The sequence below is a fragment of the Pseudomonas sp. MM227 genome (genome assembly GCF_947090715.1).
Classification (GTDB): Bacteria; Pseudomonadota; Gammaproteobacteria; order Pseudomonadales; family Pseudomonadaceae; genus Aquipseudomonas; species Aquipseudomonas baltica.
On sequence record NZ_OX352319.1, the window covers coordinates 2,274,020 to 2,298,125 of the forward strand.

Annotated in this window: 21 protein-coding genes and 2 riboswitches; of the genes, 13 read left to right on the plus strand and 8 right to left on the minus strand. The window is 65.3% G+C overall.

Annotation, left to right across the window (positions count from 1 at the left end; translation table 11 throughout):
* A complete protein-coding gene (locus ONG87_RS10245) occupies positions 1-1,485 on the minus strand; it encodes an ATPase domain-containing protein (protein ID WP_240998775.1) in 1,485 nt (494 codons plus the stop codon).
* 136 nt (positions 1,486-1,621) lie between these two features.
* Complete coding sequence (locus ONG87_RS10250; RefSeq protein WP_264382797.1) at positions 1,622-2,677, minus strand: tetratricopeptide repeat protein; 1,056 nt, start codon at positions 2,675-2,677, stop codon at positions 1,622-1,624.
* Between the two features lie 174 nt (positions 2,678-2,851).
* On the opposite strand from ONG87_RS10250, the gene ONG87_RS10255 reads away from it, so the two are divergent.
* The 9 genes from ONG87_RS10255 to ONG87_RS10295 all read left to right on the plus strand — a co-directional run bounded on the left by ONG87_RS10255 (position 2,852) and on the right by ONG87_RS10295 (position 15,534).
* Entirely contained in the window at positions 2,852-4,513 is a 1,662-nt protein-coding gene (locus ONG87_RS10255; RefSeq protein ID WP_264382798.1) for an MFS transporter, read from the plus strand.
* Positions 4,510-5,682: an HlyD family secretion protein gene (locus ONG87_RS10260; RefSeq protein ID WP_185793362.1), complete on the plus strand. Its 1,173-nt coding sequence runs from the start codon at positions 4,510-4,512 to the stop codon at positions 5,680-5,682. Before ONG87_RS10255 ends, ONG87_RS10260 begins: the two co-directional genes overlap by 4 nt.
* Positions 5,683-5,783: 101 nt before the next feature.
* Positions 5,784-5,850: riboswitch (cobalamin riboswitch) on the plus strand.
* Positions 5,851-5,901: 51 nt separating this feature from the next.
* Positions 5,902-6,930 (plus strand): ABC transporter substrate-binding protein, encoded by a 1,029-nt coding sequence (locus ONG87_RS10265; RefSeq protein ID WP_264382799.1) that lies wholly within the window; start codon positions 5,902-5,904, stop codon positions 6,928-6,930.
* Positions 6,927-7,967 (plus strand): iron ABC transporter permease, encoded by a 1,041-nt coding sequence (locus ONG87_RS10270; RefSeq protein ID WP_122478133.1) that lies wholly within the window; start codon positions 6,927-6,929, stop codon positions 7,965-7,967. The genes ONG87_RS10265 and ONG87_RS10270 overlap by 4 nt, the downstream gene beginning before the upstream one ends.
* The gene (locus ONG87_RS10275) at positions 7,964-8,719 is read left to right on the plus strand and encodes an ABC transporter ATP-binding protein (protein WP_122478131.1); all 756 of its coding nucleotides are present in this window, start codon (positions 7,964-7,966) and stop codon (positions 8,717-8,719) included. The genes ONG87_RS10270 and ONG87_RS10275 overlap by 4 nt, the downstream gene beginning before the upstream one ends.
* A gap of 31 nt (positions 8,720-8,750) precedes the next feature.
* Positions 8,751-8,947, plus strand: a riboswitch (cobalamin riboswitch).
* A gap of 89 nt (positions 8,948-9,036) precedes the next feature.
* Positions 9,037-10,101: a cobalamin biosynthesis protein CobW gene (gene cobW / locus ONG87_RS10280; RefSeq protein ID WP_185793360.1), complete on the plus strand. Its 1,065-nt coding sequence runs from the start codon at positions 9,037-9,039 to the stop codon at positions 10,099-10,101.
* Positions 10,102-10,104: 3 nt separating this feature from the next.
* Positions 10,105-13,857: a cobaltochelatase subunit CobN gene (cobN, locus tag ONG87_RS10285; protein WP_264382800.1), complete on the plus strand. Its 3,753-nt coding sequence runs from the start codon at positions 10,105-10,107 to the stop codon at positions 13,855-13,857.
* 13 nt (positions 13,858-13,870) lie between these two features.
* Entirely contained in the window at positions 13,871-14,878 is a 1,008-nt protein-coding gene (locus ONG87_RS10290; RefSeq protein WP_122478279.1) for an ATP-binding protein, read from the plus strand.
* On the plus strand, positions 14,803-15,534 hold the full coding sequence (locus tag ONG87_RS10295) for a VWA domain-containing protein (RefSeq protein ID WP_264382801.1): 732 nt from the start codon (positions 14,803-14,805) through the stop codon (positions 15,532-15,534). The genes ONG87_RS10290 and ONG87_RS10295 overlap by 76 nt, the downstream gene beginning before the upstream one ends.
* 2 nt (positions 15,535-15,536) lie before the next feature.
* Here the strand turns inward: ONG87_RS10295 and ONG87_RS10300 are convergent, their stop codons facing one another.
* Entirely contained in the window at positions 15,537-16,229 is a 693-nt protein-coding gene (locus ONG87_RS10300) for a DUF421 domain-containing protein (protein ID WP_264382802.1), read from the minus strand.
* A 211-nt stretch (positions 16,230-16,440) separates the two neighbouring features.
* Between ONG87_RS10300 and ONG87_RS10305 the strand changes: the two genes are divergently transcribed.
* The gene (locus ONG87_RS10305; RefSeq protein ID WP_192056073.1) at positions 16,441-17,370 is read left to right on the plus strand and encodes a sigma 54-interacting transcriptional regulator; all 930 of its coding nucleotides are present in this window, start codon (positions 16,441-16,443) and stop codon (positions 17,368-17,370) included.
* A 6-nt stretch (positions 17,371-17,376) separates the two neighbouring features.
* Here ONG87_RS10305 and ONG87_RS10310 read toward each other — a convergent pair whose 3' ends face one another.
* Together ONG87_RS10310 and pnuC are read right to left on the minus strand one after the other, a co-directional pair.
* Positions 17,377-17,904, minus strand: coding sequence for an AAA family ATPase (locus ONG87_RS10310; protein WP_192056071.1), 528 nt, complete (start codon positions 17,902-17,904; stop codon positions 17,377-17,379).
* Positions 17,901-18,464 (minus strand): nicotinamide riboside transporter PnuC, encoded by a 564-nt coding sequence (gene pnuC / locus ONG87_RS10315; RefSeq protein ID WP_185793355.1) that lies wholly within the window; start codon positions 18,462-18,464, stop codon positions 17,901-17,903. The genes ONG87_RS10310 and pnuC overlap by 4 nt, the downstream gene beginning before the upstream one ends.
* Before the next feature lie 242 nt (positions 18,465-18,706).
* Between pnuC and ONG87_RS10320 the strand changes: the two genes are divergently transcribed.
* Both ONG87_RS10320 and ONG87_RS10325 read left to right on the plus strand, forming a co-directional pair.
* Positions 18,707-19,537: an undecaprenyl-diphosphate phosphatase gene (locus ONG87_RS10320; protein ID WP_122478277.1), complete on the plus strand. Its 831-nt coding sequence runs from the start codon at positions 18,707-18,709 to the stop codon at positions 19,535-19,537.
* 52 nt (positions 19,538-19,589) lie between these two features.
* Positions 19,590-19,967 carry a DUF1294 domain-containing protein gene (locus tag ONG87_RS10325; protein ID WP_122478275.1) on the plus strand — a complete coding sequence of 126 codons (378 nt, stop codon included), beginning with the start codon at positions 19,590-19,592 and terminating at the stop codon, positions 19,965-19,967.
* Positions 19,968-19,990: 23 nt separating this feature from the next.
* On the opposite strand, the gene ONG87_RS10330 is transcribed toward ONG87_RS10325, so the two are convergent.
* Complete coding sequence (locus ONG87_RS10330; protein ID WP_122478120.1) at positions 19,991-20,752, minus strand: OBAP family protein; 762 nt, start codon at positions 20,750-20,752, stop codon at positions 19,991-19,993.
* A gap of 246 nt (positions 20,753-20,998) precedes the next feature.
* On the opposite strand from ONG87_RS10330, the gene ONG87_RS10335 reads away from it, so the two are divergent.
* On the plus strand, positions 20,999-22,036 hold the full coding sequence (locus ONG87_RS10335) for a dienelactone hydrolase (RefSeq protein WP_192057094.1): 1,038 nt from the start codon (positions 20,999-21,001) through the stop codon (positions 22,034-22,036).
* On the opposite strand, the gene ONG87_RS10340 is transcribed toward ONG87_RS10335, so the two are convergent.
* Positions 22,030-23,211: an MFS transporter gene (locus ONG87_RS10340; protein ID WP_122478117.1), complete on the minus strand. Its 1,182-nt coding sequence runs from the start codon at positions 23,209-23,211 to the stop codon at positions 22,030-22,032. The two genes, ONG87_RS10335 and ONG87_RS10340, sit on opposite strands and share 7 nt — an antisense overlap.
* Positions 23,212-23,541: 330 nt before the next feature.
* On the minus strand, positions 23,542-23,973 hold the full coding sequence (locus tag ONG87_RS10345) for a DUF1810 domain-containing protein (protein WP_122478115.1): 432 nt from the start codon (positions 23,971-23,973) through the stop codon (positions 23,542-23,544).
* Between the last annotated feature and the right edge of the window lie 133 nt (positions 23,974-24,106).

A 24,106-nucleotide genomic window follows, 5' to 3' on the forward strand; every position in this document is an offset into this window, starting at 1 on the left:
TCACTGATCATCTGCTTCAAGCAGGGGACGGGCTTCGCCGACGTAGGTCGGGACACCGCGCAACACCCCCTGGAAAGCGCTCAGTGGCTCACCGACCTTCATGCCCTGGCTGCTGATCTTGTATTCGCGAATGGTGTTCTCGTGGCCGCCAAAGCGCTTCTTGATCACCGACACCGCACGCCGCACGTTGCCCAGCGCCTCGAAGTAGCGCAGGAGAATGACGGTGTCGGCCAGGTAGGTGATGTCCACTGGCGCCTTCATGTCGCCGACCAGCCCCTGTTGGGCCACGGTCATGAAGGTCGAGGCGCCCAGGCGGTTGAGGTACAGCAGCAGCTCATGGATGTGCAGCACGGGTGTGCTTTCGCCCATCATCGCGGCGTGGTAGCCATTGATGCTGTCGATCACCACTGTCTTGATGTCGTGCAGGATGACGCTGGTGCGGACCATGTGGGCAAATTCGCCCGGCGACTGTTCAGCGGCGTCCACCTGCTGGATGACCATCTTGCCACTACGCTGATAGGCTTCCAGATCGATGCCCAGGTTTTTCATGCGCTCGAACAGCAAGCTGAGCTCTTCGTCGAAGATGAACAGCGCGACTTTTTCGCCACGGGCCACGGCCGCAGCGGCGAAAACCATGGAAATGAGCGATTTGCCGGTACCCGCGGGGCCGATGATCAAAGTGCTCGAACCGTTCTCGACGCCGCCGCCCAGAAGGGCGTCCAGCTCCGGGATGCCCGAAGTCAGTTGGGTACGCTCGTAGCGGGCGCGATGTTCGGCCGCAACCAAGCGCGGATAGACGTGAATCCCGTCGGCCTGAATGGTGAAGTCGTGATAACCGCCGCGGTATTTCTGCCCGCGGTACTTCATGATGCGCAGGCGCCGGCGCTCGGCGCCGTAGTCCGGCGCGGTTTCTTCCAGGCGAATCACGCCGTGGGCGATGCTGTGCAGGGTCTTGTCCAGTGGCTCGCTGGTCATGTCGTCGAGCAGCAGGACGGTCGCATTGAAACGCGCAAAATAGTGCTTGATGGCGAGAATCTGCCGCCGATAGCGCAGCGAGCCCTGAGCCAGCAGACGTACCTCGGACAAACTGTCCAATACCACCCGTGAAGGCTTGACCCGTTCGACTTCGTCGAAGATCTGCCGGGTCGCTTCGCCCAGTTCGAGGTCGCTGCTGTAAAGCAGGCTTTGCTGCTGTTGCAGGTCGAGCACCAATTCCGGCGGCGTCAGCTCGAACACGGTGACCCGCTCGTCCAGTTCCCAGCCGTGGGAGCGAGCACCTTCGCGCAGTTCCTTGGTGGTTTCGGACAAAGTGATGTAGAGACAGGTTTCGTTCTGCGCAACGCCTTCGAGCAGGAACTGCAGGGCTACCGTCGTCTTGCCCGCACCCGGTTGACCCTCGAGCAGAAAGATATGGCAGCGGGTCAGACCTCCACCAAGAATGTCGTCCAGCCCGGCGATACCGGTGGCTGCTTTGGCCGTCGTCAAAAAGGTGTCCTCGGGTAGCGGAAGGGGCTGCAGTGCAGAACGCGACGCAGCTTGATACTGGACACCGGGCCGTGGGCGGGGTTCCGAGCTCATTCAGACAAAAACGGGCGAGGGTGGCCCTGGAAAAGCCGCGACTTCACAACCCCTGCTGCAGGCTGGGATCGTCGGCGTTCTGCTGCTCGAGTTCGGCCAGCAGCACCTGCACGTTCTGCAACTGACCGGTTTCTTTCCAGTACTGGATCAGCAACACCCGTGCGCGGCGGTTGGCCGGGTCACGGCGCAGGATCTCTTCGAGCTGCTTCTGCGCCGCTTCGACCTGCTGCAGGTCGTGCAGGTTGGTGGCCAGTACATAGCGGTAGTCAGTGTTGTCCGGTGCCAGCTCCACCGCACGAGCGAGGGCGAGCAGGGCGTATTCATCCTCGTCATGGGCCATCAGCCACAAGCCCAATTGCTGCTGCAACAGGGCCGATTGGGGATGCACCAGCAACTGTTCGGCCAGCAGGCGCCGCGCCTGGTCACTTTTGCCCTGGTGCTCGTACAGCTCGACCTGCATGGCAATGGCTTCCAGGTCATCGGGCTCGAGCAGGCGATAGCGGGCCAGCGCCTGCTCGGCCTGAACATGCGCGCTCTCGTGCAAGTACAACCGGGCCAGCGCCAGTTGGGCGGCAGCGCTGTCGGTCTGGCCCTGCAGGGCAGCAATCCAGGCGTTCACCACCTTGTCCAGGTGGCCGAAATACAGGCCCAGTTCATCGGCTGGCAAGCCGAGCAACCCCCGCGCGGCGTGGAAGCGGATCGACTCGTCACGGTCTTCCAGCAAGGGCCCCAGCAGTACGCTGCGCTGGCTCTCGGGGACCAGGCCGATGACTGCATCGATTGCCGCATGGCGCACGTCGGCAAGCTCGCTCTGCAAGTCGGCAGTGGCGAGTTTGAGGGCTTGAGGACTGGGGTAGTTGGGCAGTTCGGCGTACAGCGCAGCGCGCCGCTCGGCGCTGAGGTCGGTGCGGGCCAACTGCTGATAAAGCACTCGTGCGGCGCCCGGCTGACCATGGCGAGCCTGGCTCAGGGCTTTGCCGTAGCCCTGCTGCGGCGCTGCCGGAACCGTATGGGCCGCAGGGCGCCAGGCGTACCAGAGCGCTATCAGCAGCAGTGCCACGAGCAGCAGGGTCAGCGGAAGGCGAACGCGTTTGAACATGCGGGTATCCGAAAGGGCGCAGGCTTGGCCGGGGCATTCAGCTTGGGTCACTGCCGGGGTGCAGTCAAATCATGGCAGCGACGAGCATTGGCAAGCCCCCCGCGGGTGAGGTTTACTAGCGCCCAATCTTCGTCGTTTCTTCGTCGTTTCTACGCTCCCCGCCAAGGCCACCGCATGACCCGCTACACGAGCCGCGATTGGCTGCCCCATGAAAAGCCGAACTTGCCGGGCTCTCCCTCGACGCCTCTGCATTCGACGCGCAAGCGCCTGGCGTTTGGTGTCGTCGGCCTGATGGTGGCACTGACCGGCGGCCTCGGCAACTCGCTGGTGGTGGCGAACCTGCAATTCCTGCAGGGCGCGCTCGGCGCCACGGCGGCGGAGATGGCCTGGCTGCCTGCGGCCTACGTGATGACCAATGTGTCGATGAACCTGCTGCTGGTGAAATTCCGCCAGCAGTTCGGTCTGCGCACGTTCACCGAACTGTTTCTGATGCTGTATGCGCTGGTCACCTTTGGCCATCTGTTCGTCAACGACCTGGGCTCGGCGATTGCCGTGCGCGCCGCCCACGGCATGGTCGGGGCGGCGCTGAGTTCCCTGGGTCTGTACTACATGATCCAGGCGTTTCCTGCCAAGTGGCGTCTCAAGGCCCTGGTGCTGGGCCTGGGCACCTCGCAGCTGGCCTTGCCACTGGCGCGGGTGTTTTCCGAAGACCTGCTGCAGATCGCCGAATGGCGTGGCCTGTACCTGTTCGAACTGGGCATGGCGCTGCTGACCCTGGGTTGCGTGTTCCTGCTCAAACTGCCGCCGGGCGACCGCTTCAAGACTTTCGAACCGCTGGATTTTCTCATTTTCGCGATTCTTGCATCCGGCATTGCGCTGCTCTGCGCGGTGCTGTCCCTGGGCCGGATCGACTGGTGGCTGGAGGCACCCTGGATAGGCTGGGCCTCGGCTGGGGCCATCGTGCTGATCCTCGGTGGCCTGGCGGTGGAGCACAATCGCAGCAACCCGATGTTGATGACCCGCTGGCTGGGCAGCGGTGTCGCCATCCGCCTGGCCCTGGCGGTGATCCTGACGCGCATGGTGCTGTCGGAGCAGTCCACCGGCGCGGTCGGTCTGTTGCAAGCGTTGAACATGGGCCAGGAGCAGATGCGCACCCTTTATTGCGTGATGCTCTTCGGCGCGGTGGCGGGGCTGGCCGTGAGTGCCTGGACCATCAACCCCGAGCATCTGTTCATGCCACTGATCATTGCCCTGGCGCTGATGGCGGTGGGTTCGGCCATGGACAGTTTCTCCAGCAACCTGACGCGTCCGGCCAATATGTACGTCAGCCAGTTCCTGCTGGGCTTCGGTGGCACGTTTTTCCTGGGCCCGACCATGGTGCTGGGCATGCGCCACGTGTTGACCAACCCGCGCAACCTGGTCAGCTTCTCGGTGCTGTTCGGTATCTGCAACAATTTGGGCGGGTTGATCGGCGCCGCGTTGCTGGGCACGTTCCAGATCGTCCGCGAGAAATACCATTCGAGCATGATCGTCGAGCACCTGACCCTCATGGACCCGCTGGTCCAGGCGCGGGTCAGCAATGCCGCCGCCAGCTACCTGGCGCACATCGCCGACCCGGCCCTGCGGGCCACTTTGGGCACCCGTGCGCTGGCGACGGCCGCCACGCGCGAGGCGAACGTCATGGCCTACAACGATGTCTTCATGCTGATCTGCATCATTGCCGTATTGACCATGCTGTGGATCTTCGTCCGCAGCCTGTGGCTGATGAGCACCACCCGGGCGGTGACCACCGCCGCGACACCTACCGTATCCACCAGCGGCGCCAGCACTTCATGACCGAACCGACGTCCACGACCACCAATGCCATCGCCGCCACGCCCGAAGGCCAGACCCCACCGCCCAATCCAGCGGCCACCGAACCCCGTTCGCGGCGGGTGCGGGTACTATCCAGTCTGATTTTCGCCAGCATCGCGTTGGTGGGGGTGGCGATCGTGCTGTACGCCTGGCAACTGCCTCCGTTCAGCAGCCACATCGAAAGTACCGAAAATGCCCTGGTGCGTGGCCAAGTGACGATCATCGGGCCGCAACTGGCAGGCTATGTGTTCGAAGTGCCGGTACAGGACTTCCAGTTCGTCAAGGCAGGCGACCTGCTGGTACGCCTGGACGACCGTATCTACCGCCAGCGCCTGAACCAGGCGCTGGCGCAGGTCCAGGTGCAGAAGACCGCCTTGGCCAACAACCTGCAACAGCGCCGCAGTGCCGAAGCCACCATTACCCAGCGCCAGGCGGCGGTGGCGGACAGCGAAGCGCAGGCGCGCAAGGGCGCCGCCGATCTGGGGCGCAACCAGAACCTGATCAGCGACGGCTCGGTGTCGCGCCGCGAGCTCGATGTGACCCGCGCTGCCAACGCCCAGGCGCTGGCCTCGGTGGCACAGGCCAAGGCTGCGCTGGCCATTGCCCGCGAAGACCTGCAGACGGTGATCGTCAACCGTGACTCGCTGGCCGCCAACGTCGCCAACGCCGAAGCCGCGGTAGAGCTGGCACGCATCGATCTGGACAATACGCGCATCCTGGCGCCGCGCGACGGCCAGCTGGGGCAGGTCGGCGTGCGCCTGGGGGCCTATGTGAATTCCGGTGCGCAACTGATGGCGCTGGTTCCCGACACGCTGTGGGTCATGGCCAACATGAAGGAAACCCAGATGGCCGATGTGCGCATCGGCCAACCGGTGAGCTTCACCGTCGATGCCCTCGACCACCTGCGCCTGCGCGGCCATGTACAGCGCATCTCACCGGCCACCGGCTCGGAGTTCAGCCTGTTGCAGGCCGACAATGCCACCGGCAACTTCGTCAAGATCGCGCAGCGCATTCCGGTGCGCATCACCGTGGACCCGGACCAGGACGGGGCCCATCGGCTGCGCCCCGGCATGTCGGTGGTGGTCAGCATAGACACGGGCTATGTGGTCGAGCAGGACCGTACCGACCGGCCCCGCGACGGCGCCCCCTAGGCAGGCAATCGGGGTGTCCACAGCGCGTTGCGCGGGCTAAACCATTTGATCTTTGCCGACGGGTCGCCTACCGTCTGCGCCGCTTGTCTTCGCCCAGAGCAGGAAGCCGGTTCGAATCCGGCGCGGTCGCGCCACTGTGATCGACATGTTGCATGTCGTCAGCCAGACCTTGCTTGGGGATTTCTTCGATCTGTTGGACGCGCCATCCAAGGAGTTGCAATGAATCTTCCTGCCGTATTCGTCCGCGCCAGCGTCGCTGCCGTCGGTCTCTTCGCCGCCGTCGCCAGTCACGCCGCCACCCACTATCCACTGACGCTGCCCAACTGCGGCGCGCCCTTGACCATTCAGGCCGCGCCGCAGCGGGCCGTCAGCCTGGGCCAGGCCAGCACCGAGATTCTTCTGTCGCTGGGCCTGGCGCCACGCATGGTGGGCACCGGGGTCTGGTTCGGTCCGCTGCCCGAGCCTCTGCGCGCGGCCAATGCCCAGGTGCCACGCCTGGCCGACAACGCCCCCAGCTTCGAGGCGGTGGCCAATACCGCACCTGACATCGTGGTGGCGCAGTACACCTACCACGTCGGACCCAACGGCGAAGTCGCCAAGCCCGAGCAACTGGCCAGCCTTGGCATCCCTTCCTATGTGTCGCCCAGTGACTGCGACGGCAAGGAAGTCACCGCCACCTCCAATGCCGACGGCAGCCGCAGCCAGGTGTTTTCCATGGCACTGGTGGACAAGGAAATCCGCGAGCTGGCGAGCATCTTCGATGTCGAGCCGGCCGGCGAGCGCCTGACTGACCAGTTGCACGCACGCATCCAGAAAGCCAGCGAGCGCGCCGGCAGCGCCGGGCACGCACCCCTGTCGGTGGTGTACTGGTTTTCCAGCACGCGCCTGGAAGGCGACCCCTGGGTGGCCGGCAAGAGCGGCGCACCCGGCTATATCAACCGTCTGCTGGGCCTGCGCAACATCGTCGACAGTGACGAGGAATGGCCTGGGGTGAGCTGGGAAAGCATCGCTGCGAGCAATCCCGATGTCATTGTCGTCGCGCGCATGCAGCGGCGTCTGTACCCGGCCGACGATGTCGAGAAAAAGCTGGCGTTCCTGCGCAGCGACCCGGTGACCCGTGAGCTGGATGCCGTGCGCAATGGCCGCATCATCGTGGTCGATGCGCAGTCGTTGAACCCTTCCATGGATGTCGTGCGCGCGGTGGAAGACATTGCTGCCGGCCTCGAGCGTACACGGGCCAAACCTTGATCCAGCGCCTGGCGCGTGAAGATGGCTGGGTCTGGCGCCTCCTGTTGGCGCTGCTCGCCCTGGCGACGTTGAGCGTGTCGATCGCCCTGGCGGTGTCGGTGGGGGAAATGGGCATTGCCCTGGCCACGGTCGGCAAGGCGCTGCTCAATGGCGTGGGCCTGGCCGACTACCCGGTGCCGAGGATCATCCAGGGCATCATTTGGGAATACCGCCTGAGTCGCGCGCTGGTTGCCGCCTGTTGTGGCGCCGGCCTGGCGATCTGCGGCGCGGTGTTGCAGGCGCTGCTGCGCAACGTGCTGGCCGAACCCTACGTGCTGGGCATCTCCGCAGGCGCCTCGACCGGCGCGGTGGTGGTGATGCTGCTCGGGCTGGGCGGCGGCGTGATCGGCATTTCCATGGGCGCGTTTCTCGGTGCGGCCCTGGCGTTCGGCCTGGTGCTGCTGCTGGCTGCCGGCACTCGCAGCGGCCCGGCGCAGGTGATCCTCGCCGGTGTCGCCGGATCGCAACTGTTCAATGCGCTGACGGCCTATATCGTCTCGACCTCGGCCAATGCCGAGCAGGCACGCAGTGTGATGTTCTGGCTGCTCGGCAGCCTGGGCGGGGTGCGTTGGCCCGACGTAGGCCTGGCCGCGGTGGTGGTCGGGGCGGGCCTGGTGCTGTGCCTGTACTTCGCGCGGGCGCTGGATGCCTTCGTGTTCGGCGAAGACGCTGCCGCCACCCTTGGCGTGCCTGTGGTCGCGGTGCGGCTGGTGTTGTTCGCGACCACCGCGCTGATCACTGCGACCATGGTCAGCATCGTCGGCGCAGTGGGTTTCGTCGGTTTGGTGGTGCCCCACATTGCGCGCTTTCTGGTGGGGCCCAGCCACGTCCGGCTGTTGCTCGCCTCGGTGCTGATCGGCGCCAATTTCATGGTGCTGGCCGATATCGTCGCGCGCATCATCGTGCCCGGCCAGGTGTTGCCCATCGGGGTGGTCACGGCCCTGGTCGGCGCCCCGGCGTTTGCCTTGATCCTCTACCGCGCGAGGCGTCGAGCATGAGCCTGCAACTGCACCAGGTCAGCTGGAAAGCGGGTGGGCTGCTGATTCTCGACGACGTCAGCCTGGCCATCACGCCCGGCAGCATGGTCGGCCTGATCGGCCCCAATGGCTCGGGCAAGTCGTCGCTGCTGCGCCTGCTGGCCGGGCTCGGGCGTCCCAGCCAGGGGCAGGTCACACTCGACGATCAGCCCATGGCGGACGTATCGCGGCGAGCGGTCGCACGGCAGGTGGCGATGGTGGAACAACACGCCAGCACCGAGGTGGACATTCGCGTACAGGAGGTGGTGCGCCTGGGGCGCACGCCGCACCGCTCGCCGTTCGCACCGTGGCTGCGCGAAGACGACCTGGCGATTGCCCAGGCCCTGGCCCAGGTCAACCTGAGCGGCCATGCGCAGCGGCGCTGGCACACCTTGTCCGGCGGCGAACGGCAACGGGTGCAGATCGCTCGCGCCCTGGCCCAGCAGCCCAGCGAATTGCTGCTCGACGAGCCCACCAACCACCTCGACATCCAGCACCAGCTGGAATTGCTGCAACTGATTCAGAACCTGCCGTTGACCTGCGTGATGGCGATTCATGATCTGAACCTGGCGGCGATGTTCTGCGACGTGCTGGTCGTGCTCAAGGGCGGCCGTCTGGTTGCCAGCGGTGCGCCGGCGCTGGTCTTGACCGAGCGGCTGATCGCCGAGGTCTATGGCGTTCACGCCGAGGTTAGCCTGGCCGGCGGCCGCCCCCATGTGCGCTATCGGGTCTGAGCCGTATCACTGACACGTCCCGTGCCCTGTGGTAGCCTTGCGCGTTCGAGGTTCTCTGCCCAGCAGAGCTAAGACGGGAACGCGGTCCAAGCCGCGGCTGCCCCCGCAACTGTAAGCGATGAAGGCTGCGCCAAGGCCACTGCGAACGCTCGCGGGAAGGCGCCGCAGCCTGGGCCAGAATGGCCGGCATCGCGAGCCAGGAGACCTGCCTCGACTGTTCTTTCCTATTCAACCGGGCGGGGTGATCCGGTGACGAATGCTGGCGCCTGCCGTTGCGGCGCTCGTCTCGTGCCCTGCCGCGCAATCAGGGCGACCCGATGAAAACGCTGTCCAAACTACCCGTCACCATCGTCACCGGCTTTCTCGGCTCGGGCAAGACCACCTTGCTGCGCCATATGCTCGACAACGCGCAGGGCCGCCGCATCGCCGTGATCGTCAACGAATTCGGCGAGCTGGGCATCGACGGCGAGATCCTCAAGCAGTGCACCATCGGCTGTACCGAAGAAGAAGCCAATGGCCGGGTCTACGAGCTGGCCAACGGCTGCCTGTGCTGCACCGTGCAGGAAGAGTTCTTCCCGGTCATGCGCGAGCTGGTGGCACGGCGCGCCGACCTCGATCACATCCTCATCGAAACCAGCGGCCTGGCCTTGCCCAAGCCGCTGGTCCAGGCCTTCCAATGGCCGGAAATCCGCAGCGCCTGCACGGTCGATGCGGTCATCACCGTGGTCGACAGCCCGGCCGTGGCGGCGGGTACCTTCGCAGCCTTCCCCGAGCAGGTCGATGCCCAGCGCAAGCTCGATCCCAACCTGGACCATGAATCGCCGCTGCACGAGCTGTTCGCCGACCAGTTGGCCAGCGCCGACCTGGTCATTCTGAACAAGGCCGACCTGATCGACGCAGATGCCCTGGCTGCGGTGCGCGCCGAGGTCGCCGAGGAACTGCCGGCGGCAGTGAAGGTGGTCGAGGCCAGCAGTGGCCGTTTGCCGCTGGCGGTACTGCTGGGCCTGGGCGCAGAGTCCGAGCAACACATCGACGGCCGCAAGACCCACCACGACCACCATGAAGGCGACGACCACGACGACCACGATCACGACGCCTTCGATTCAATCTCCATCGAGCTGCCGCAGGCCGAAGAAGCCAAGCTGCTGCAGGCGCTCAACGCTGCCGTGGTCCAACACGGCATTCTGCGCGTCAAGGGCTTCGCGGCCATTCCGGGCAAGCCGATGCGCCTGCTGATCCAGGGCGTGGGCACGCGTTTCGACAAGCACTTCGATCGTGCCTGGGGCGCAGACGAAGCGCGCAGCACGCGCCTGGTGCTGATCGGTCAGGAACTGGATGCAGCGTCGCTGCAAGCGCAACTGCGCGCCGCGCTGGAAGCCTGACCGATGCACCTGCTGAGGACCCAACCCGGCGGCTTCGTGCCGGACGACAGCATCGCCGACCTCGGCCAGACGCCCGCCGAACTGGTCATCCTCTGCAGCGGCGATTCGCACCTGGCCTTGCTGGCCGAGGCCAGCGAGCGTCTGCCGGCCGACTACCCGAGCCTGCGCCTGGCCAACCCCATGCAGGTGCAGAATCATTCTTCGGTCGACCTCTACGTCGACCAGGTGCTGCGCCACGCCAAGGTCATTCTGATTTCCCTGCACGGCGGCATCGGCTATTGGCGCTACGGTGTCGAGCAGTTGATGCAGCTGGCCGAGCGGGGCGTGCAGGTCATCCTGGTGCCAGGCTGCGATCGTCCCGATCCCGAATTGGCCGAGCTTTGTACGGTGCCTGCAGAGCAAGCCGACCGCCTGTGGCAGTACCTGCGCCAGGGCGGCATGGAAAACGCACGCAACCTGTTCGGCTACCTCGGCAATACCTGGTTCGGACGTACCGAACCGTGCGAAGCGCCTCAGACGCTGCCGCGCACCGTCATCTACCATCCGACGCAACCGACCGCCGACCTGGCCTACTGGCAGACGCAGTGGCAAGCGCAATGGCCTGTGGTGCCGTTGCTGTTCTATCGCTCGCACCTGCAGGCGGCCAACACCGGTTTCGTCGACACCTTCTGTGCCAGGCTGCAGGCGGCCGGGCTCAATCCGCTGCCGATCGCCGTGGCCAGCCTCAAGGAAGCTGCATGCCTGGCGCAGGTGCAGGACTGGATGGACGAGGCGGGTGCCGCGATCATTCTCAACACCACCGGCTTTGCCCAGTCCAGCCCGGAAGCACCGCACCTGCGGCCGTTTCGCCGTGACATTCCGGTGATCCAGGCCATCTGCGCGCAGGACAACCAGGCATTGTGGCAGGCGAGCGAGCAGGGTCTGGGCGCGCGCGACCTGGCCATGCACATTGCCTTGCCGGAGCTGGACGGGCGCATCATCAGCCGGGCCATCAGCTTCAAGGACCTGGCCTGGCACAACGAGCGCAGCCAGAGCGATGTGGTGTGCTACACGGCGCATGTCGAGCGCATGGATTTCGTCGCCGAACTGGCGCGCAAATGGGCCGCTTTGGCGCGTCTGCCCAATGCCGACAAGCGTGTCGCCCTGGTGCTGGCGAACTATCCGACCCGCGATGGCCGAATCGGCAACGGCGTCGGCCTCGACACTCCGGCTGCGGCGCTGAACATCCTGCGCGCGATGCAGCAGCAGGGCTATCCGGTGGCCGATCTACCCGACAGCGGTACGGCGCTGATTCACCTGCTGCTCGGCGGCGTGACCAACGATCTGGAGCAACTGGACCTGCGCCCCTGTGCCCAGAGCATGGCGCTGGACGACTACCTCGCCGCCTTCGCCTTGCTGCCGGCGGCCAATCAAGCCGCCGTGCGCGAGCGCTGGGGCGAGCCAGGTGCCGACCCCATGTGCCGTAACGGCCGCATGATGATCGCCGGTCTGCGCATGGGCCTGACCTTCGTCGGCATCCAGCCGGCGCGCGGTTACCAGGTGGACGTCACCGCGGTCTACCACGACCCTGATCTGGTGCCGCCCCATGGTTACCTGGCGTTCTATTTCTGGCTGCGCCACACCTACGGCGCCGATGCGCTGATCCACGTGGGCAAGCACGGCAACCTGGAATGGCTGCCGGGCAAGGGCGTCGGGCTGTCCGAGCAGTGCTGGCCCGATGCGGTACTGGGGCCGATGCCGAATATCTACCCGTTCATCGTCAACGATCCGGGTGAGGGCGCCCAGGCCAAGCGGCGCACCCAGGCGGTGATCATCGACCACCTGATGCCGCCGCTGACCCGCGCCGAGACCTACGGGCCGCTGCGCGATCTGGAACTGTTGGCCGACGAGTACTACGACGCGCAGATGCTCGACCCGCGCCGCGCCCAGGCCCTGGAAAAGGACATTCTGGCGCTGGTGCGCGAAACGCGCATCGATCACGAGCTGCAGATGGCCGAGGGTGCCGAAGCGGCGGTGTGGCTGCCGCGCCTGGACACCTACCTGTGCGACTTGAAGGAGTCGCAGATACGCGATGGGCTGCACGTGTTCGGCGAGTCGCCCCAGGGTCGCCTGCGTGCCGATACCCTGCTGGCACTGCTGCGCATTCCTCGGGGCGACGGCCGCGGCGCCCAGGCCAGTGTGCTGCGAGCATTGGCCAAGGCTTTCGAGCTGGGTTTCGATCCGCTCGACTGCGACCTCGGCGCACCTTGGGACGGACCACGACCGACGGCCCTGGCCGCGATCAGCGAGGAGCCTTGGCGCAGTGCCGGCGACAGCCGCGAACGGCTCGAACTGTATGCCGCCCAGCTGATCGAGCAGGCCTTGAACGGTCCGCTGGAACTGGGCGAAGGCTGGAGCGACGTGCAACTCATCCTGGGCCACCTGTGCGACACCGTGGCACCGCGTCTGGATGCCTGCGGACCCGCGGAAATGCACGGCCTGCTCAGCGCATTGTCGGGCCGTTTCGTGCCCGCCGGGCCGAGCGGGGCACCCAGCCGCGGGCGCCTCGACGTGTTGCCCACCGGGCGCAACTTCTTTTCCGTGGACGTGCGCAACCTGCCGACCACCACTGCCTGGCGCATCGGCTTCGCCTCCGCCAACCTGATTCTCGAGCGGCACCTGCAGGACCATGGCGATCACCTGCGCCAGCTGGGCCTGTCGGTCTGGGGCACGGCGACCATGCGTACCGGCGGCGACGACATCGCCCAGGCCATGGCGCTGATGGGTGTGCGCCCGGTGTGGGCCACCGGCAGCCAGCGGGTGGACGATTTCGAGATTCTGCCATTGAGCCTGCTCGATCGCCCGCGGGTGGACGTGACCCTGCGGGTGTCCGGGTTCTTTCGTGATGCCTTCGCCAACCTGTTGCGCCTGTTCGATGCGGCCGTGCAGGCCGTGGCGGCGCTCGACGAGCCCGACGATCTCAACCCGCTGGCAGCCAAGGTCCGTGCCGAACAGGCGCAACTGCTGGCCGAGGGCGTACCTGCCGAGCAGGCCGCCCGCGAGGCGGGCTGGCGTATCTTCGGCGCCAAGCCCGGTGCCTATGGCGCCGGGGTGCAAGGGGCCATAGACGGCCGTCTGTGGCAGACCCGCGAAGACCTGGCCGAGGCCTACCTGAACTGGGGCGCCTATGCCTATGGTGCGGACGACGAGGGGACCGCCGCGCGCGCACCTTTCGCCCGCCGCCTGGGGCAGGTCCAGGCCGTGCTGCAGAACCAGGACAACCGTGAGCACGACCTGCTCGATTCCAACGATTACTACCAGTTCCAGGGCGGTATGCTGGCCGCTGCGGAAACCCTGGGCGGGCAGAAGACCGCCAGTTACCACGGCGACCACAGCCAGCCAGACGTGCCGCGCGTGCGTACCCTGAAAGAAGAGCTCAACCGCGTGGTGCGCGCCCGCGCGGCCAATCCGAAGTGGATCGAAGGGGTCAAGCGGCACGGCTACAAGGGCGCGTTCGAACTGGCCGCGACGGTCGACAACCTGTTTGCCTTCGATGCGACCACGCACCTGATCGACGATCACCAGTACGCGTTGCTCACCGACGCCTACCTGCTGGATCCTTCCACCCGCAGTTTTCTGCAGGAGCACAATCCGGCGGCGCTGCGCGACATGGCCGAACGTCTGCTCGAGGCTCAGCAGCGAGGCCTGTGGGCTGAACCGGGCGACTACCGACAAGCCGTGGAAGACCTGCTGCTGGATACCGAAGAAGATGCCTGAAGAGATCCCTGCAATGACCGACACCCTGCACTTTCCCCTGGCCGCCGTGGTCGCCGCCGATTCGCTGAAACTGGCGTTGTGTCTGGCCGCTATCGATCCGCGCATCGGTGGCGTGTTGATCGAAGGGCCACGGGGCATGGCCAAGAGCACCCTTGCGCGCGGGCTGGCCGATCTGCTCGCCGGTGGCCAGTTGGTGACCTTGCCGCTGGGTGCCAGCGAGGACCGCCTGGTCGGCACGCTCGACCTGGAAGCGGCGCTGGGCGAAGGGCGGGCACGCTTCTCGCCAGGCGTGCTGGCCAAGGCCGACGGTGGCGTGCTGTACGTGGATGAGGTGAACCTGCTCGCCGATCACCTGGTCGACCTGTTGCTCGACGTCGCTGCCAGCGGCGTCAACCGCATCGAGCGCGATGGCATCTCCCACGCCCATCCGGCGCGCTTCGTGCTCATCGGTACGATGAACCCCGAGGAAGGCGAGTTGCGTCCGCAGCTGCTCGACCGCTTCGGCTTCAACGTTGCCCTGGATGGCCAGCCCGCGCCGGCCGAACGCAGCCAGATCATTCGCCGCCGTCTGGCATTCGACAGCGACCCCCAGGCGTTCTGCGCGCAGTGGGCTGCCGCGCAGGCGGCGCTGCGGCTGCGTTGCCAACAGGCGCGGGAGCGTCTCGAGTCGATTCCGCTGAGCGACCAGGCGCTTGAATCGATCACCACCCGTTGCTTCGCCGAAGGCGTGGACGGCCTGCGCGCCGACCTGGTCTGGCTGCGCGCGGCGCGCGCCCATGCGGCCTGGCGCGGCGGCGACGCTATCCTCGACGAAGACGTTGACGCGGTTGCCGAGTTCGCCCTGCGCCATCGCCGCCAGGCTAGCCGGCCGCCAGAGTCCAGCGCAACACCGCCACCGCCGCCCGCTGCCAGCGCTGCGCAACCCTCCGACCCCGGTCAAGGCCAGTGGGGCGACATGCCGGCGCAGGCCGTTCCGGTGGGCGAACGGCGCACGGTGCCGAGCTGGCCAAAAAAGCCCTGAGCATCCGTCCGCGCCCGGCGGATGCTCGGCCCGGCAAGGGCAACCTCGAACAAGGGCGGCAAGGCGCGGCGCGCGCGGCATCGGCCGGCAAGGTCGACTGGCCGGCTACCCTGCTGCAGGGGCGGCCGCGTCAACGTGACGACCTGCGTTGGCAACAGCGTCGCAATGCCGCCCAGCAGCTATGGCTGATAGTGGTGGACGCGTCGGCTTCGACCCGCCGACATGGCGCCCTGGCCGAGGCCAAGGGCGTGCTGGCCCAGGTCTTCGACGACGCCTACCGGCAACGCGCCCGGTTGGCGCTGCTCACCGCCAGCGGCACCGGGCCGGCCTGGCAATGCCACGGTTTGAAGGCTTCGGCGGCGTTGCAGCCCTGGCTGGCCGAGCTGGGCGCAGGCGGCGGCACGCCACTGCTGGCAGCACTGGACCAGGCTCGCGAATGGCTGCAACAGCGCGCACGCCAGCACCCCCAGGAAGCACAACGCTGCCTGGTGTTCACCGACGGGCGTCTGAAGTCACTGGAAGGCGCGTTACCAATGGCCTGTCCGGCATTGCTGGTGGACATGGAGAAGGGCCCGATCCGGCTGGGTCGCGCCCGCGCTCTGGCCGCGGCGCTGAACGCCGAGTACCAGCATCTGGACGACTTGCCGCGGCGGTAGCCTCAGGCCGCCCGTGGATTGCAGAGCGCCTTGCTCCACACCGGATTGTCGCAACGCGGGCAGGGCAGCGCCTGCTGGTGAACCAGGGTTTCCAGGTGGCCGCAATACTCGCAGGCATACAGGTCCTCGCGATCGGCCGTGGTCAGCGACTTCCGATGCTCGGGCGGGAGGATCGACAGTCCCGGCTTTACATCCTCGCGTTCGTGGAAGTACAGGCTGACGTCACCATTCACCTCGAGGATACCCAGCCGCACCTGGCCCAGGTGCTCGACGCCGCGAAGGCGCAGTTCCATCAGGAACTCGGCGTGAGTGATGTTGCCGCTCTGCAGCGCCTTGAGCTCGAACACACCGTCGCGAATGATCAGAAACGGCTTGCCCTCCAACCATTCGCCGAAGCGGCCGCTGCGCTCGGTCAAAAAGGTGGTGAGGCGATACAAGATGATCATCGCCAGGAACACCACCAGTACGGGCAATACGGGTACGTCCTCGTAGAAGGTCACATCGCCAGCCGCCGAGCCCAGGGTCAGGATCACCACCAGCTCGAACAGCGACAGCTGGCGCACCCCGCGCCGTCCGGCGATCTTCAGAAACAGGAAGACCACCACATAGGCCATGAGCGTACGCGCGACCACCTCGCCCAGAAACCCCGTGTTGACATCACCCAGCAGCACACGGTGCCAATCGAACGCGTTCATGCTCATCCTTGCCGATAGCGAAAAGCGGCGATTGTACACCGGCGTCGCGCGGGCTCCGCGAGACGTATCGCTGACGCGCCAATGTCGCGCGACGACGATCAATGACCAGCCCGAAGCGGCTAAACGTCAATTTTCCGTTACCGTTTTGGCACAACTTGCAAGCCGCTGTTTTTGATGTATTTTCCCGAACACGTCCCAGCAAGGAAAGGCCATGCCTGTGAATTCGAACGCCTACCCCTGCGAGCCTTGCGGACTGTTGGGCGATAGTCAGCCCATGCGCGACTTGTACAAGCTCATCAACAAGTTCTCGACCACCGATTCCCCGGTCTTGATCCGGGGTGAAGCGGGTACCGGCAAGCAGTTGATCGCCCGCGCACTGCACCAGCAGTCTGCGCGCCGACTGCAGCCCTTCATCGTCTTCGACTGCCAGGCCCGTGCCCACCGCCCGGGCCAGACGCCACTCTTCGCGCCTGGCTGTGGCGAGACCAATGTGCACCCGTTGTCCGGCAGCGTGCTGCAGGCCGCACATCGCGGTACCTTGCTGCTCGAGCAGGTACATGGCTTGCCGCTGGACATCCAGGAGCAACTGCTGCGGTTTCTGCAGCGCAAGGGCTCAGGCGAGGTGGACGTGCGCGTGGTGGCCACCAGCGACAGCGACCTGGCAGGCGCCATGCGCAAGGGGCAGCTGCGTGAAGATCTCTACTACCGGCTCAACGTGCTGGAGATCGTCGCGGTACCGTTGCGCGAACGCTACGGCGACCTGGCCATGCTGGCCAATCATTTCGCCCAACGCTACAGCCGCGAGAACGGTCGGCGCCATCGCCCGTTCAGCCAGGAGGCACTGATCGCCATGGGCGAGCATGACTGGCCGGGCAATGTCCGTGAGTTGTCCACCCGGGTTCGCCAGGCCCAGGCACTGGCCCACGGCAACCAGATCGAAGCCGGGGACCTGGGGCTGGGCACCGAGACCCTGGTCGCCGCGCCTTTGGGGACGCTGCAGGATTACAAGCACCGCGCCGAGCGTCAGGCGCTGGGCGACGTGCTGCTGCGCCATGGCGGCAACCTGAGCACGGCGGCCAGGGTGCTTGGCGTGTCACGCCCGACGCTGTATCGCCTGCTGCACAAACACCACATGCGCTGACGCACGCTAGGGTTGATCCAGAACATGCCGAATGCTCGCCAGCACCTGTGTTTCACGCGCTCGCCAATCTCCGCTGATGACGGTGCAGGGCAGCGCGTGGGCCAGCAGCCAGGCCCGGCTCTGGGCAAAGAAGGCCTGGCGCTGGGACAGCTCGGGTTGACAGCGCTGGCCATCGGCAGTCCATTCCACGCCCTCTGGCGAGAGCAGCAAGTGCGCGTCGTAGTGCCGTTGCAGCAGCGCCGTTTCCAGCCACGCCGGGCAGTTGCCGAACAAGGTCTCACTCCAGAGCATATTGCTCAGCAAGTGGGTGTCGAGCACCAGCAACGCCGGTTGCGCGCGGCGGGCGGCATCTTCCCAGGCCAATTGGCCGCGGGCGATGGCGTCGATGTCGGCGTAGCAGGTGTCACGCTGTTCGCGGTCGATGAAGTGGCGCACGTATTCGCCCACTACCACCGCACCCAGTTGCACGCGCATGCGTTCGGCCAGCCAGCTCTTGCCCGACGATTCGGGCCCGCACAGCACCACGACCTTCATGCGGCCACCGCCACGCTCTTGCGCCACTGGTGCCAGCCGTGAATCGCCAGCAGCAGGAACAGTGCGTACAACCCTGCCGTCAGGTACAGCGCCTGATGCACGAACAAGCCGACGAAAATCGCATCGAGGACGATCCACAGCGGCCAGCACTGCTCGCGCTTGGTGGCCATCCACCACTGTGCGACCAGGCTGAAGCCGGTCAGCAGGGCGTCCAGCCACGGCTGGCTGGCGTCGCTCCAGGTGGCCATCGCCGCTCCCAGCGCAAGCCCTGCGACCAGGCCGATGAGCAAACCGCCGAGCAGCGGCGCTGGTGCCAGGCGCGTGACCGGTCGACCATTGGCCGTCGCCGCACCACGGGTCCAGTGCCACCACCCGTACACCTGCACGCCCGCGTACACCACTTGCAACAGCATGTTGGAGTACAGCTTGTAGTCATAAAACACATACGAATAGATCAGTACCATGACCAGGCCGATCGGCCAGCACAGCCAATTCTGCTTGACGGTCAACCACACCGCGATCACGCCCAGCGTGGCGGCGAACAATTCCAAAGGCGACATGGACAATCCCTGGCAGGTGCATGCAATGCATCGAAGGCCGGGATTGTAACCTGCGCCACACTCGTGGCGCGCGTTGCGTGCCGTGGACCTGCCGTAAAGATGAAACTTCAACTCAATCAACGCTCGACGGCGCCGGCATGCGGATTTGCACGACCTGCTCTGATAGCATCGCGGGGCCCGACGGCAATGAGTTCTATTAAACAGACAGGACCGCGCCAGGCGCGCGTCCAATTGGGGGAATGATGGATTTTTGGACCGCCATGCAGGCGTTGATTCTGGGCATCGTGGAAGGCTTGACCGAGTTCCTGCCTATTTCCAGCACGGGCCATCAGATCATCGTGGCCGACCTGATCGGCTTCGGAGGCGAGCGGGCGATGGCCTTCAATATCATCATCCAGCTGGGTGCGATACTGGCCGTGGTGTGGGAGTTCCGCCGCAAGATCCTCGAAGTCGTCACCGGCTTGCCGACCCAGCGCAATGCGCAGCGCTTCACCATCAACCTGCTGATCGGCTTTCTGCCTGCAGTGGTGCTGGGGGTGATATTCGCCGACAAGATCCACGAATACCTGTTCAACCCCATCACCGTGGCCGTGGCGCTGGTGCTTGGCGGCTTCGTCATGCTCTGGGCCGAGAAGCGCGAACATGCCGTGCGGGTTCACCACGTCGACGACATGCACTGGAGCGATGCGCTCAAGGTCGGCTTTGCCCAATGCCTGGCGATGATTCCCGGCACTTCGCGCTCGGGCTCGACCATCATCGGCGGCCTGCTGTTCGGTCTGTCGCGCAAGACGGCCACCGAGTTCTCGTTTTTCCTGGCCATGCCGACCATGGTCGGCGCCGCGGTGTACTCCGGCTACAAGTTTCACCATCTGTTTCAGCCAGCGGACTTCCCGGTGTTTGCCCTGGGCTTCGTGGTCTCGTTCATCTTCGCGATGATCGCAGTGCGCGGCCTGCTCAAGTTCATCGCCACCCATAGCTACGCGGTGTTCGCCTGGTACCGCATTGCCTTCGGCCTGATCATCCTGGCCACCTGGCAGTTCGGCTGGATCGACTGGTCCAGTGCGCAAGGCTGAAACGGCGCCCAGCCGGGCGCCGTCACCGCTGCGCGGAGGGCAACAGCGTCCCGTGCGATTCCTGGCGCTGAAACTTACGGCCTTCATCCTGCTGTGCCTGTTGCCGTTCCTGGGCGTATTGCGCCTGGCACTGGCCGGGCACCCGGCGCTGCTGGCAGTCTATGCCCTGATGAGTCTGCTTGCGGCCGGGTTGTACTGGCATGACAAGCGCCGCGCCACGGTGCAGGGCCAGCGCATTCCGGAAAGACTGCTGCACGGCGTCGAGCTGCTCGGCGGCTGGCCGGGTGCGCTGCTCGCCCAGCAACTGTTCCGGCACAAGACGCGCAAGGTGTCCTATCAACTGGTGTTCTGGCTGATCGTCGCGCTTCACCAGGCGTTCTGGTTCGATCAGGTCATTTTTGCCGGACAGCACCTGGGTATCACGTTCTGACGCCCGGCTCTGCACTTGCAGGCTCAATGCGCGTGACGACTGCCGGTGGGGTCCTGGATCTGGATGACGCGACCCTTGCTCCAGGCGTCGGCGCCTGGGTCTATCGCCGGCGCGGAGATATCGGCGCGGGCCGCTTTCTTGCTGTCGCTGTCGACACCGAAGCGTTTGTCGCGCTCGCGCACCAGCGCCGGATCGATCTGACCATCAGCGGTGAAACCCATCATCAGTTGCGGTACGCCCAGGGGCAGCTGCTTGTCCAGATCGGTGTGCCAGGTATGCCAGGTCTTGCCGTAGGTGTTCACCAGTTTTTCCATCAGGGCATGTTCGGCCGGCGCGGGAATGCCCGGCGCTATCAGTTGGCCAGACTTCACTTCGTGGACGTGGCTGTGCCACAACGCTTTCTCGGCCGTGGGCAGTTTGGCGAAGAGCCCGGCGCTGATGATGTATTCGACGCCCATCAGTTTTGCATCCTTGACGTTACCGTCATAAATGACGCACTGAATCACTTCTTCATTGAGGATGGCGCAATAGTGATGGGCTTCCATCTGCGCGCCGGGGTGTCCATTGTAGAAATGAAAGCCATCCAGGTAGGCGTTCAACTCATCGATGGGTGGGCGCGACTGCAGCGCGTTGGCGCCAGCGTCCAGGGTCTTGGTCAGCGCTGTGGCCGGTACGCCAGGCGCGTCCACCTTGGATGCGCTGTTATTGCCGGCGCAGCCCGCGATGGCGAGGGCGGCAAGGCACGTCAACGAGGTGCGCGTGGCAAGGGCCTTTCGAGTGTTCATGCTGGAGTCCTTTTCATGGGGGCGAAGCGCAGCCAAGGCTTTGTGAGCGATGGCCGGCAACACTTCAGGGGCACCTTCATAGAGCCGGACCACGGACGAGGGTTCAGCCGAGCAGACTCTGGTTGCGGTCAGTGGAGGGTTTTCAGCCGCGCCTGCGTAATATTTCACGGAACCGGCGTGTGACTTGGCCCATCCTATGCTGTGTCAGAACCTACCCCCGAGGTTTTGCCAAGGAAGAGCGCCGCGATGGTCCGTCGTTGTGCAGTATTGGTTTTTCTGCTGCTGTTGAGCCTGTTTTCGGTGCAGGCTCAAGCGCTTCCCCATGCCCGCTGGAACGTGGGTTATCACCTGCTGACCTTCAACGACCCGCTCGACGACCAGCCCATGCAAGCCTATGCCTTCTACCCCACCCAGGGACGTACGCATCCGGCCCGCTTGGGCGGCTACAGCATCGACGCGCAGCAGGATGCCCCGATCGCCATCGGTCGCTTCCCGCTGCTGATGCTGTCCCACGGCAACACCGGCACCCCCTTGGCCTTGCACGATCTGATCACTGCACTGACGCGCAAGGGCTTCGTGGTGGTGGCGGTGGTCCATCCGGGTGACAACGCCCAGGATCACAGCCGTTTGGGCAAGCTCAGCAATCTGTACGGGCGGCCACTGCAGATCTCCCAGGCGATCAGCGCAGCGTTGGGCGATTCGATGTTGTCGCCTTTCGTCAATGCCAACGCGGTTGGGGTGATCGGCTATTCCGCAGGTGGCGAGACGGCATTGATCCTCTCCGGCGCGCGCCCCGACCTGCAGCGCTTGCGCAAGTACTGCGAAGAGCGGCCCTACGACGCCGATGCCTGCCAGACCCGTGGTGAACTGGAAGCCGACCGCGACGACCTGAACCCCGAAGCCGACCCACGGGTACGCGCGCTGTTGTTGATGGCGCCGTTGAGCCTGATGTTCGGTCGCCAGACCCTGGCTGAAGTCCATTTGCCAACCCTGATCTACAGCGGCGATAACGATCAACTGGTGGCCATCGACAAGAATGCCGAGGCGCTGGCGCGCAAGCTGCCGGGAAACACGGACTATCGACTGCTTCCCGGCGCCGGTCACTTTGTTTTCATGGCGCCATGCACGGACGAGCAACGCGACTCCTCGCCGGCCCTGTGTACCGATGCCGACGGCGTGGACCGTGAAGGTATCCACCGCGACCTGATCCACGAAGCCGGCAAGTTCTTCACGCACACCCTGGGTCGGCCTTCACGCGCGGGCCTGCAGACCGCCGATCACTGATCCTGGCGCGACAGCCACGCAGTGAGCCCCAGTGCCGCGAGGGACAGCCCGGCGGCCAGAGCGAAAATCGATCCATAGCCGAACCCGGCCGCTACTGCGCCCATCACCGGTCCGGCAATCGCCAGGGCCAGATCGAAGAACACCGCGAAGGCGCTCAAGCCTGCACCGCGGCTGGTGCCCGGTACCTTGTGGATGGCCAGCACCCCCAGCGCAGGATAGACCAGCGACAACCCCAAGCCGGCCAGCGCTGCACCCGCGAGCGTGAAGGTCGGCGAGGGCGCCAGCCAGAGCAGGCTCAACCCGACCACCTCCGTGGCGATACAGGCCATGGCCACCGTCGAGCCTCCTAGGTGATTGATGCTGTTGATGAACACCAGGCGCGCCGCAATGAAGCTGATGCCGAAGGCGGTCAGGCACCAGGCCGCGCCTTCCCAGCCGCGCTCCACGTAGTAGAGGGTGATGAACGTGGTGAGGGTGCCGTAGCCGATCGACGCCAGCATCAGGCTCATCCCGTGCGGTGCGACCCGGCCGAAGGCTGCCCAGAACGGCATGCGTTCGCCACGCACCACGGGCGCGGCAGGCGTATCGTGGATCATCCACAGCGCCAGCGCGCTCAATAGCATCAGGGCGATGCCCAAGGTCCAGAAGCCGGCGAACCCCACCATCAGCACGCCCAGCGGCGCGCCAATGGCGATTGCGCCATAGGAGGCGATGCCATTCCAGGAAATCACCTTGGCCATGTGCTCGGCGCCGACGCGGCTGATGCCCCAGCTGCTGGTGCCCACGCCGATTGCACCCTGGGACAGTCCGAGCACCACACGCCCGGCGATCAACACCCCCAGGCTCCACTGCGGCACGCTGTGCAGGAACACGGATACGAAGGTCAGCGCGCCGCTGATACCGATACCGATCAAGCCGTAGACGATGGTACGTTTGGTGCCCAGGGCATCGGCCATACGCCCGGCACTCGGGCGGCTGAGCAGGGTGGCCAGGTACTGCGCGCCGATCACCACGCCAGCCGCTACGGCGCTGAAGCCCAGCTCATCGTGAACGTAACCCGGCAACACGGCAATCGGCAGCCCGATGGAGATGAAGGCAATGAAGGTGTAGAAGACGATGGAGATGATTTGCAGGTTGATGGACGACGAAGGGGTAGGGTGGGCAGACTCGGTCATGGGCTCGTTCGCAGGCGTGCGCTTGAGGTCCCCTCGGACAGGGAACGTTGGTTAAAGCAAAGCAGGCTATCGATTATTTGCAACTCTTCGACACAACGCGACGCTGCTACAACCACAACGCAAGCCGCGTCATCGCAGATGGCGCGGCTTGCACGAATCCCTGTAGCAGCGGCGCAAGCCGCGTCCGGGTTCGCCGCGTTGCGTCAGGCACACCGCCTCGTCGGTGGCGCGGCTTGCACGAATCCCTGTAGCAGCGGCGCAAGCCGCGTCCGGGTTCGCCGCGTTGCGTCAGGCACACCGCACTGGCCGGTGACGCGGCTTGCGTCGCTGCTACAGGGGCTGTTCCAGCAACGCAACGGTTTTCTCGTCGGGCTCACCATTGAAGAACCGGTTGAGCAGTTGCTGGAAGCACACCTGCTCAGGTGCGACGCTGGCAAACAAGGTCATGCATGAACGCAGTTTCATATCATCGGGACTGCCGAACATGGCTGTCACGCTCTTGCCCGAATGCTCGAGCACGGTCCGTGTGCACTCCAGAAGCCGAGCGCCCAGTAACGGATCGTGCAGATAGGCCACTGCTTCGGCAGCGCCACTGATCGCGTAGAAACGCGCCGTCTCGCTCCGCCCCAGGCCGGCCAGTTGGGGAAAGACGAACCACATCCAGTGAGTGCGCTTGCGGCCGCTGCGCAATTCTTCGAGGACATCGGAGTACACCACGCGTTGGGCGTCGATGAAGCGGTTCAGATCGAAGGTGTCGTTCATGGCCGGTTGGTTCCAAGTTGCCTGCGTGCAGTTGTGGCCACTCCGGGATCGTGAAGTTCCTTCAGCTGCGTATCAGGCTTGTGTACAAATGCCCGTTCTCTCGCTGGATGACGGTGTCGCCGTATAAGTTGCA

Coding starts and splice junctions, on each gene's coding strand:
- ONG87_RS10250 (WP_264382797.1), bottom strand. CDS start 2,677: ATGTTCAAACGCGTTCGCCTTCCGCTGACCCTGCTGCTCGTGGCACTG.
- ONG87_RS10255 (WP_264382798.1), top strand. CDS start 2,852: ATGACCCGCTACACGAGCCGCGATTGGCTGCCCCATGAAAAGCCGAAC.
- ONG87_RS10260 (WP_185793362.1), top strand. CDS start 4,510: ATGACCGAACCGACGTCCACGACCACCAATGCCATCGCCGCCACGCCC.
- ONG87_RS10265 (WP_264382799.1), top strand. CDS start 5,902: ATGAATCTTCCTGCCGTATTCGTCCGCGCCAGCGTCGCTGCCGTCGGT.
- ONG87_RS10275 (WP_122478131.1), top strand. CDS start 7,964: ATGAGCCTGCAACTGCACCAGGTCAGCTGGAAAGCGGGTGGGCTGCTG.
- cobW (WP_185793360.1), top strand. CDS start 9,037: ATGAAAACGCTGTCCAAACTACCCGTCACCATCGTCACCGGCTTTCTC.
- cobN (WP_264382800.1), top strand. CDS start 10,105: ATGCACCTGCTGAGGACCCAACCCGGCGGCTTCGTGCCGGACGACAGC.
- ONG87_RS10290 (WP_122478279.1), top strand. CDS start 13,871: ATGACCGACACCCTGCACTTTCCCCTGGCCGCCGTGGTCGCCGCCGAT.
- ONG87_RS10300 (WP_264382802.1), bottom strand. CDS start 16,229: ATGAACGCGTTCGATTGGCACCGTGTGCTGCTGGGTGATGTCAACACG.
- ONG87_RS10305 (WP_192056073.1), top strand. CDS start 16,441: ATGCCTGTGAATTCGAACGCCTACCCCTGCGAGCCTTGCGGACTGTTG.
- ONG87_RS10310 (WP_192056071.1), bottom strand. CDS start 17,904: ATGAAGGTCGTGGTGCTGTGCGGGCCCGAATCGTCGGGCAAGAGCTGG.
- pnuC (WP_185793355.1), bottom strand. CDS start 18,464: ATGTCGCCTTTGGAATTGTTCGCCGCCACGCTGGGCGTGATCGCGGTG.
- ONG87_RS10320 (WP_122478277.1), top strand. CDS start 18,707: ATGGATTTTTGGACCGCCATGCAGGCGTTGATTCTGGGCATCGTGGAA.
- ONG87_RS10330 (WP_122478120.1), bottom strand. CDS start 20,752: ATGAACACTCGAAAGGCCCTTGCCACGCGCACCTCGTTGACGTGCCTT.
- ONG87_RS10335 (WP_192057094.1), top strand. CDS start 20,999: ATGGTCCGTCGTTGTGCAGTATTGGTTTTTCTGCTGCTGTTGAGCCTG.
- ONG87_RS10340 (WP_122478117.1), bottom strand. CDS start 23,211: ATGACCGAGTCTGCCCACCCTACCCCTTCGTCGTCCATCAACCTGCAA.
- ONG87_RS10345 (WP_122478115.1), bottom strand. CDS start 23,973: ATGAACGACACCTTCGATCTGAACCGCTTCATCGACGCCCAACGCGTG.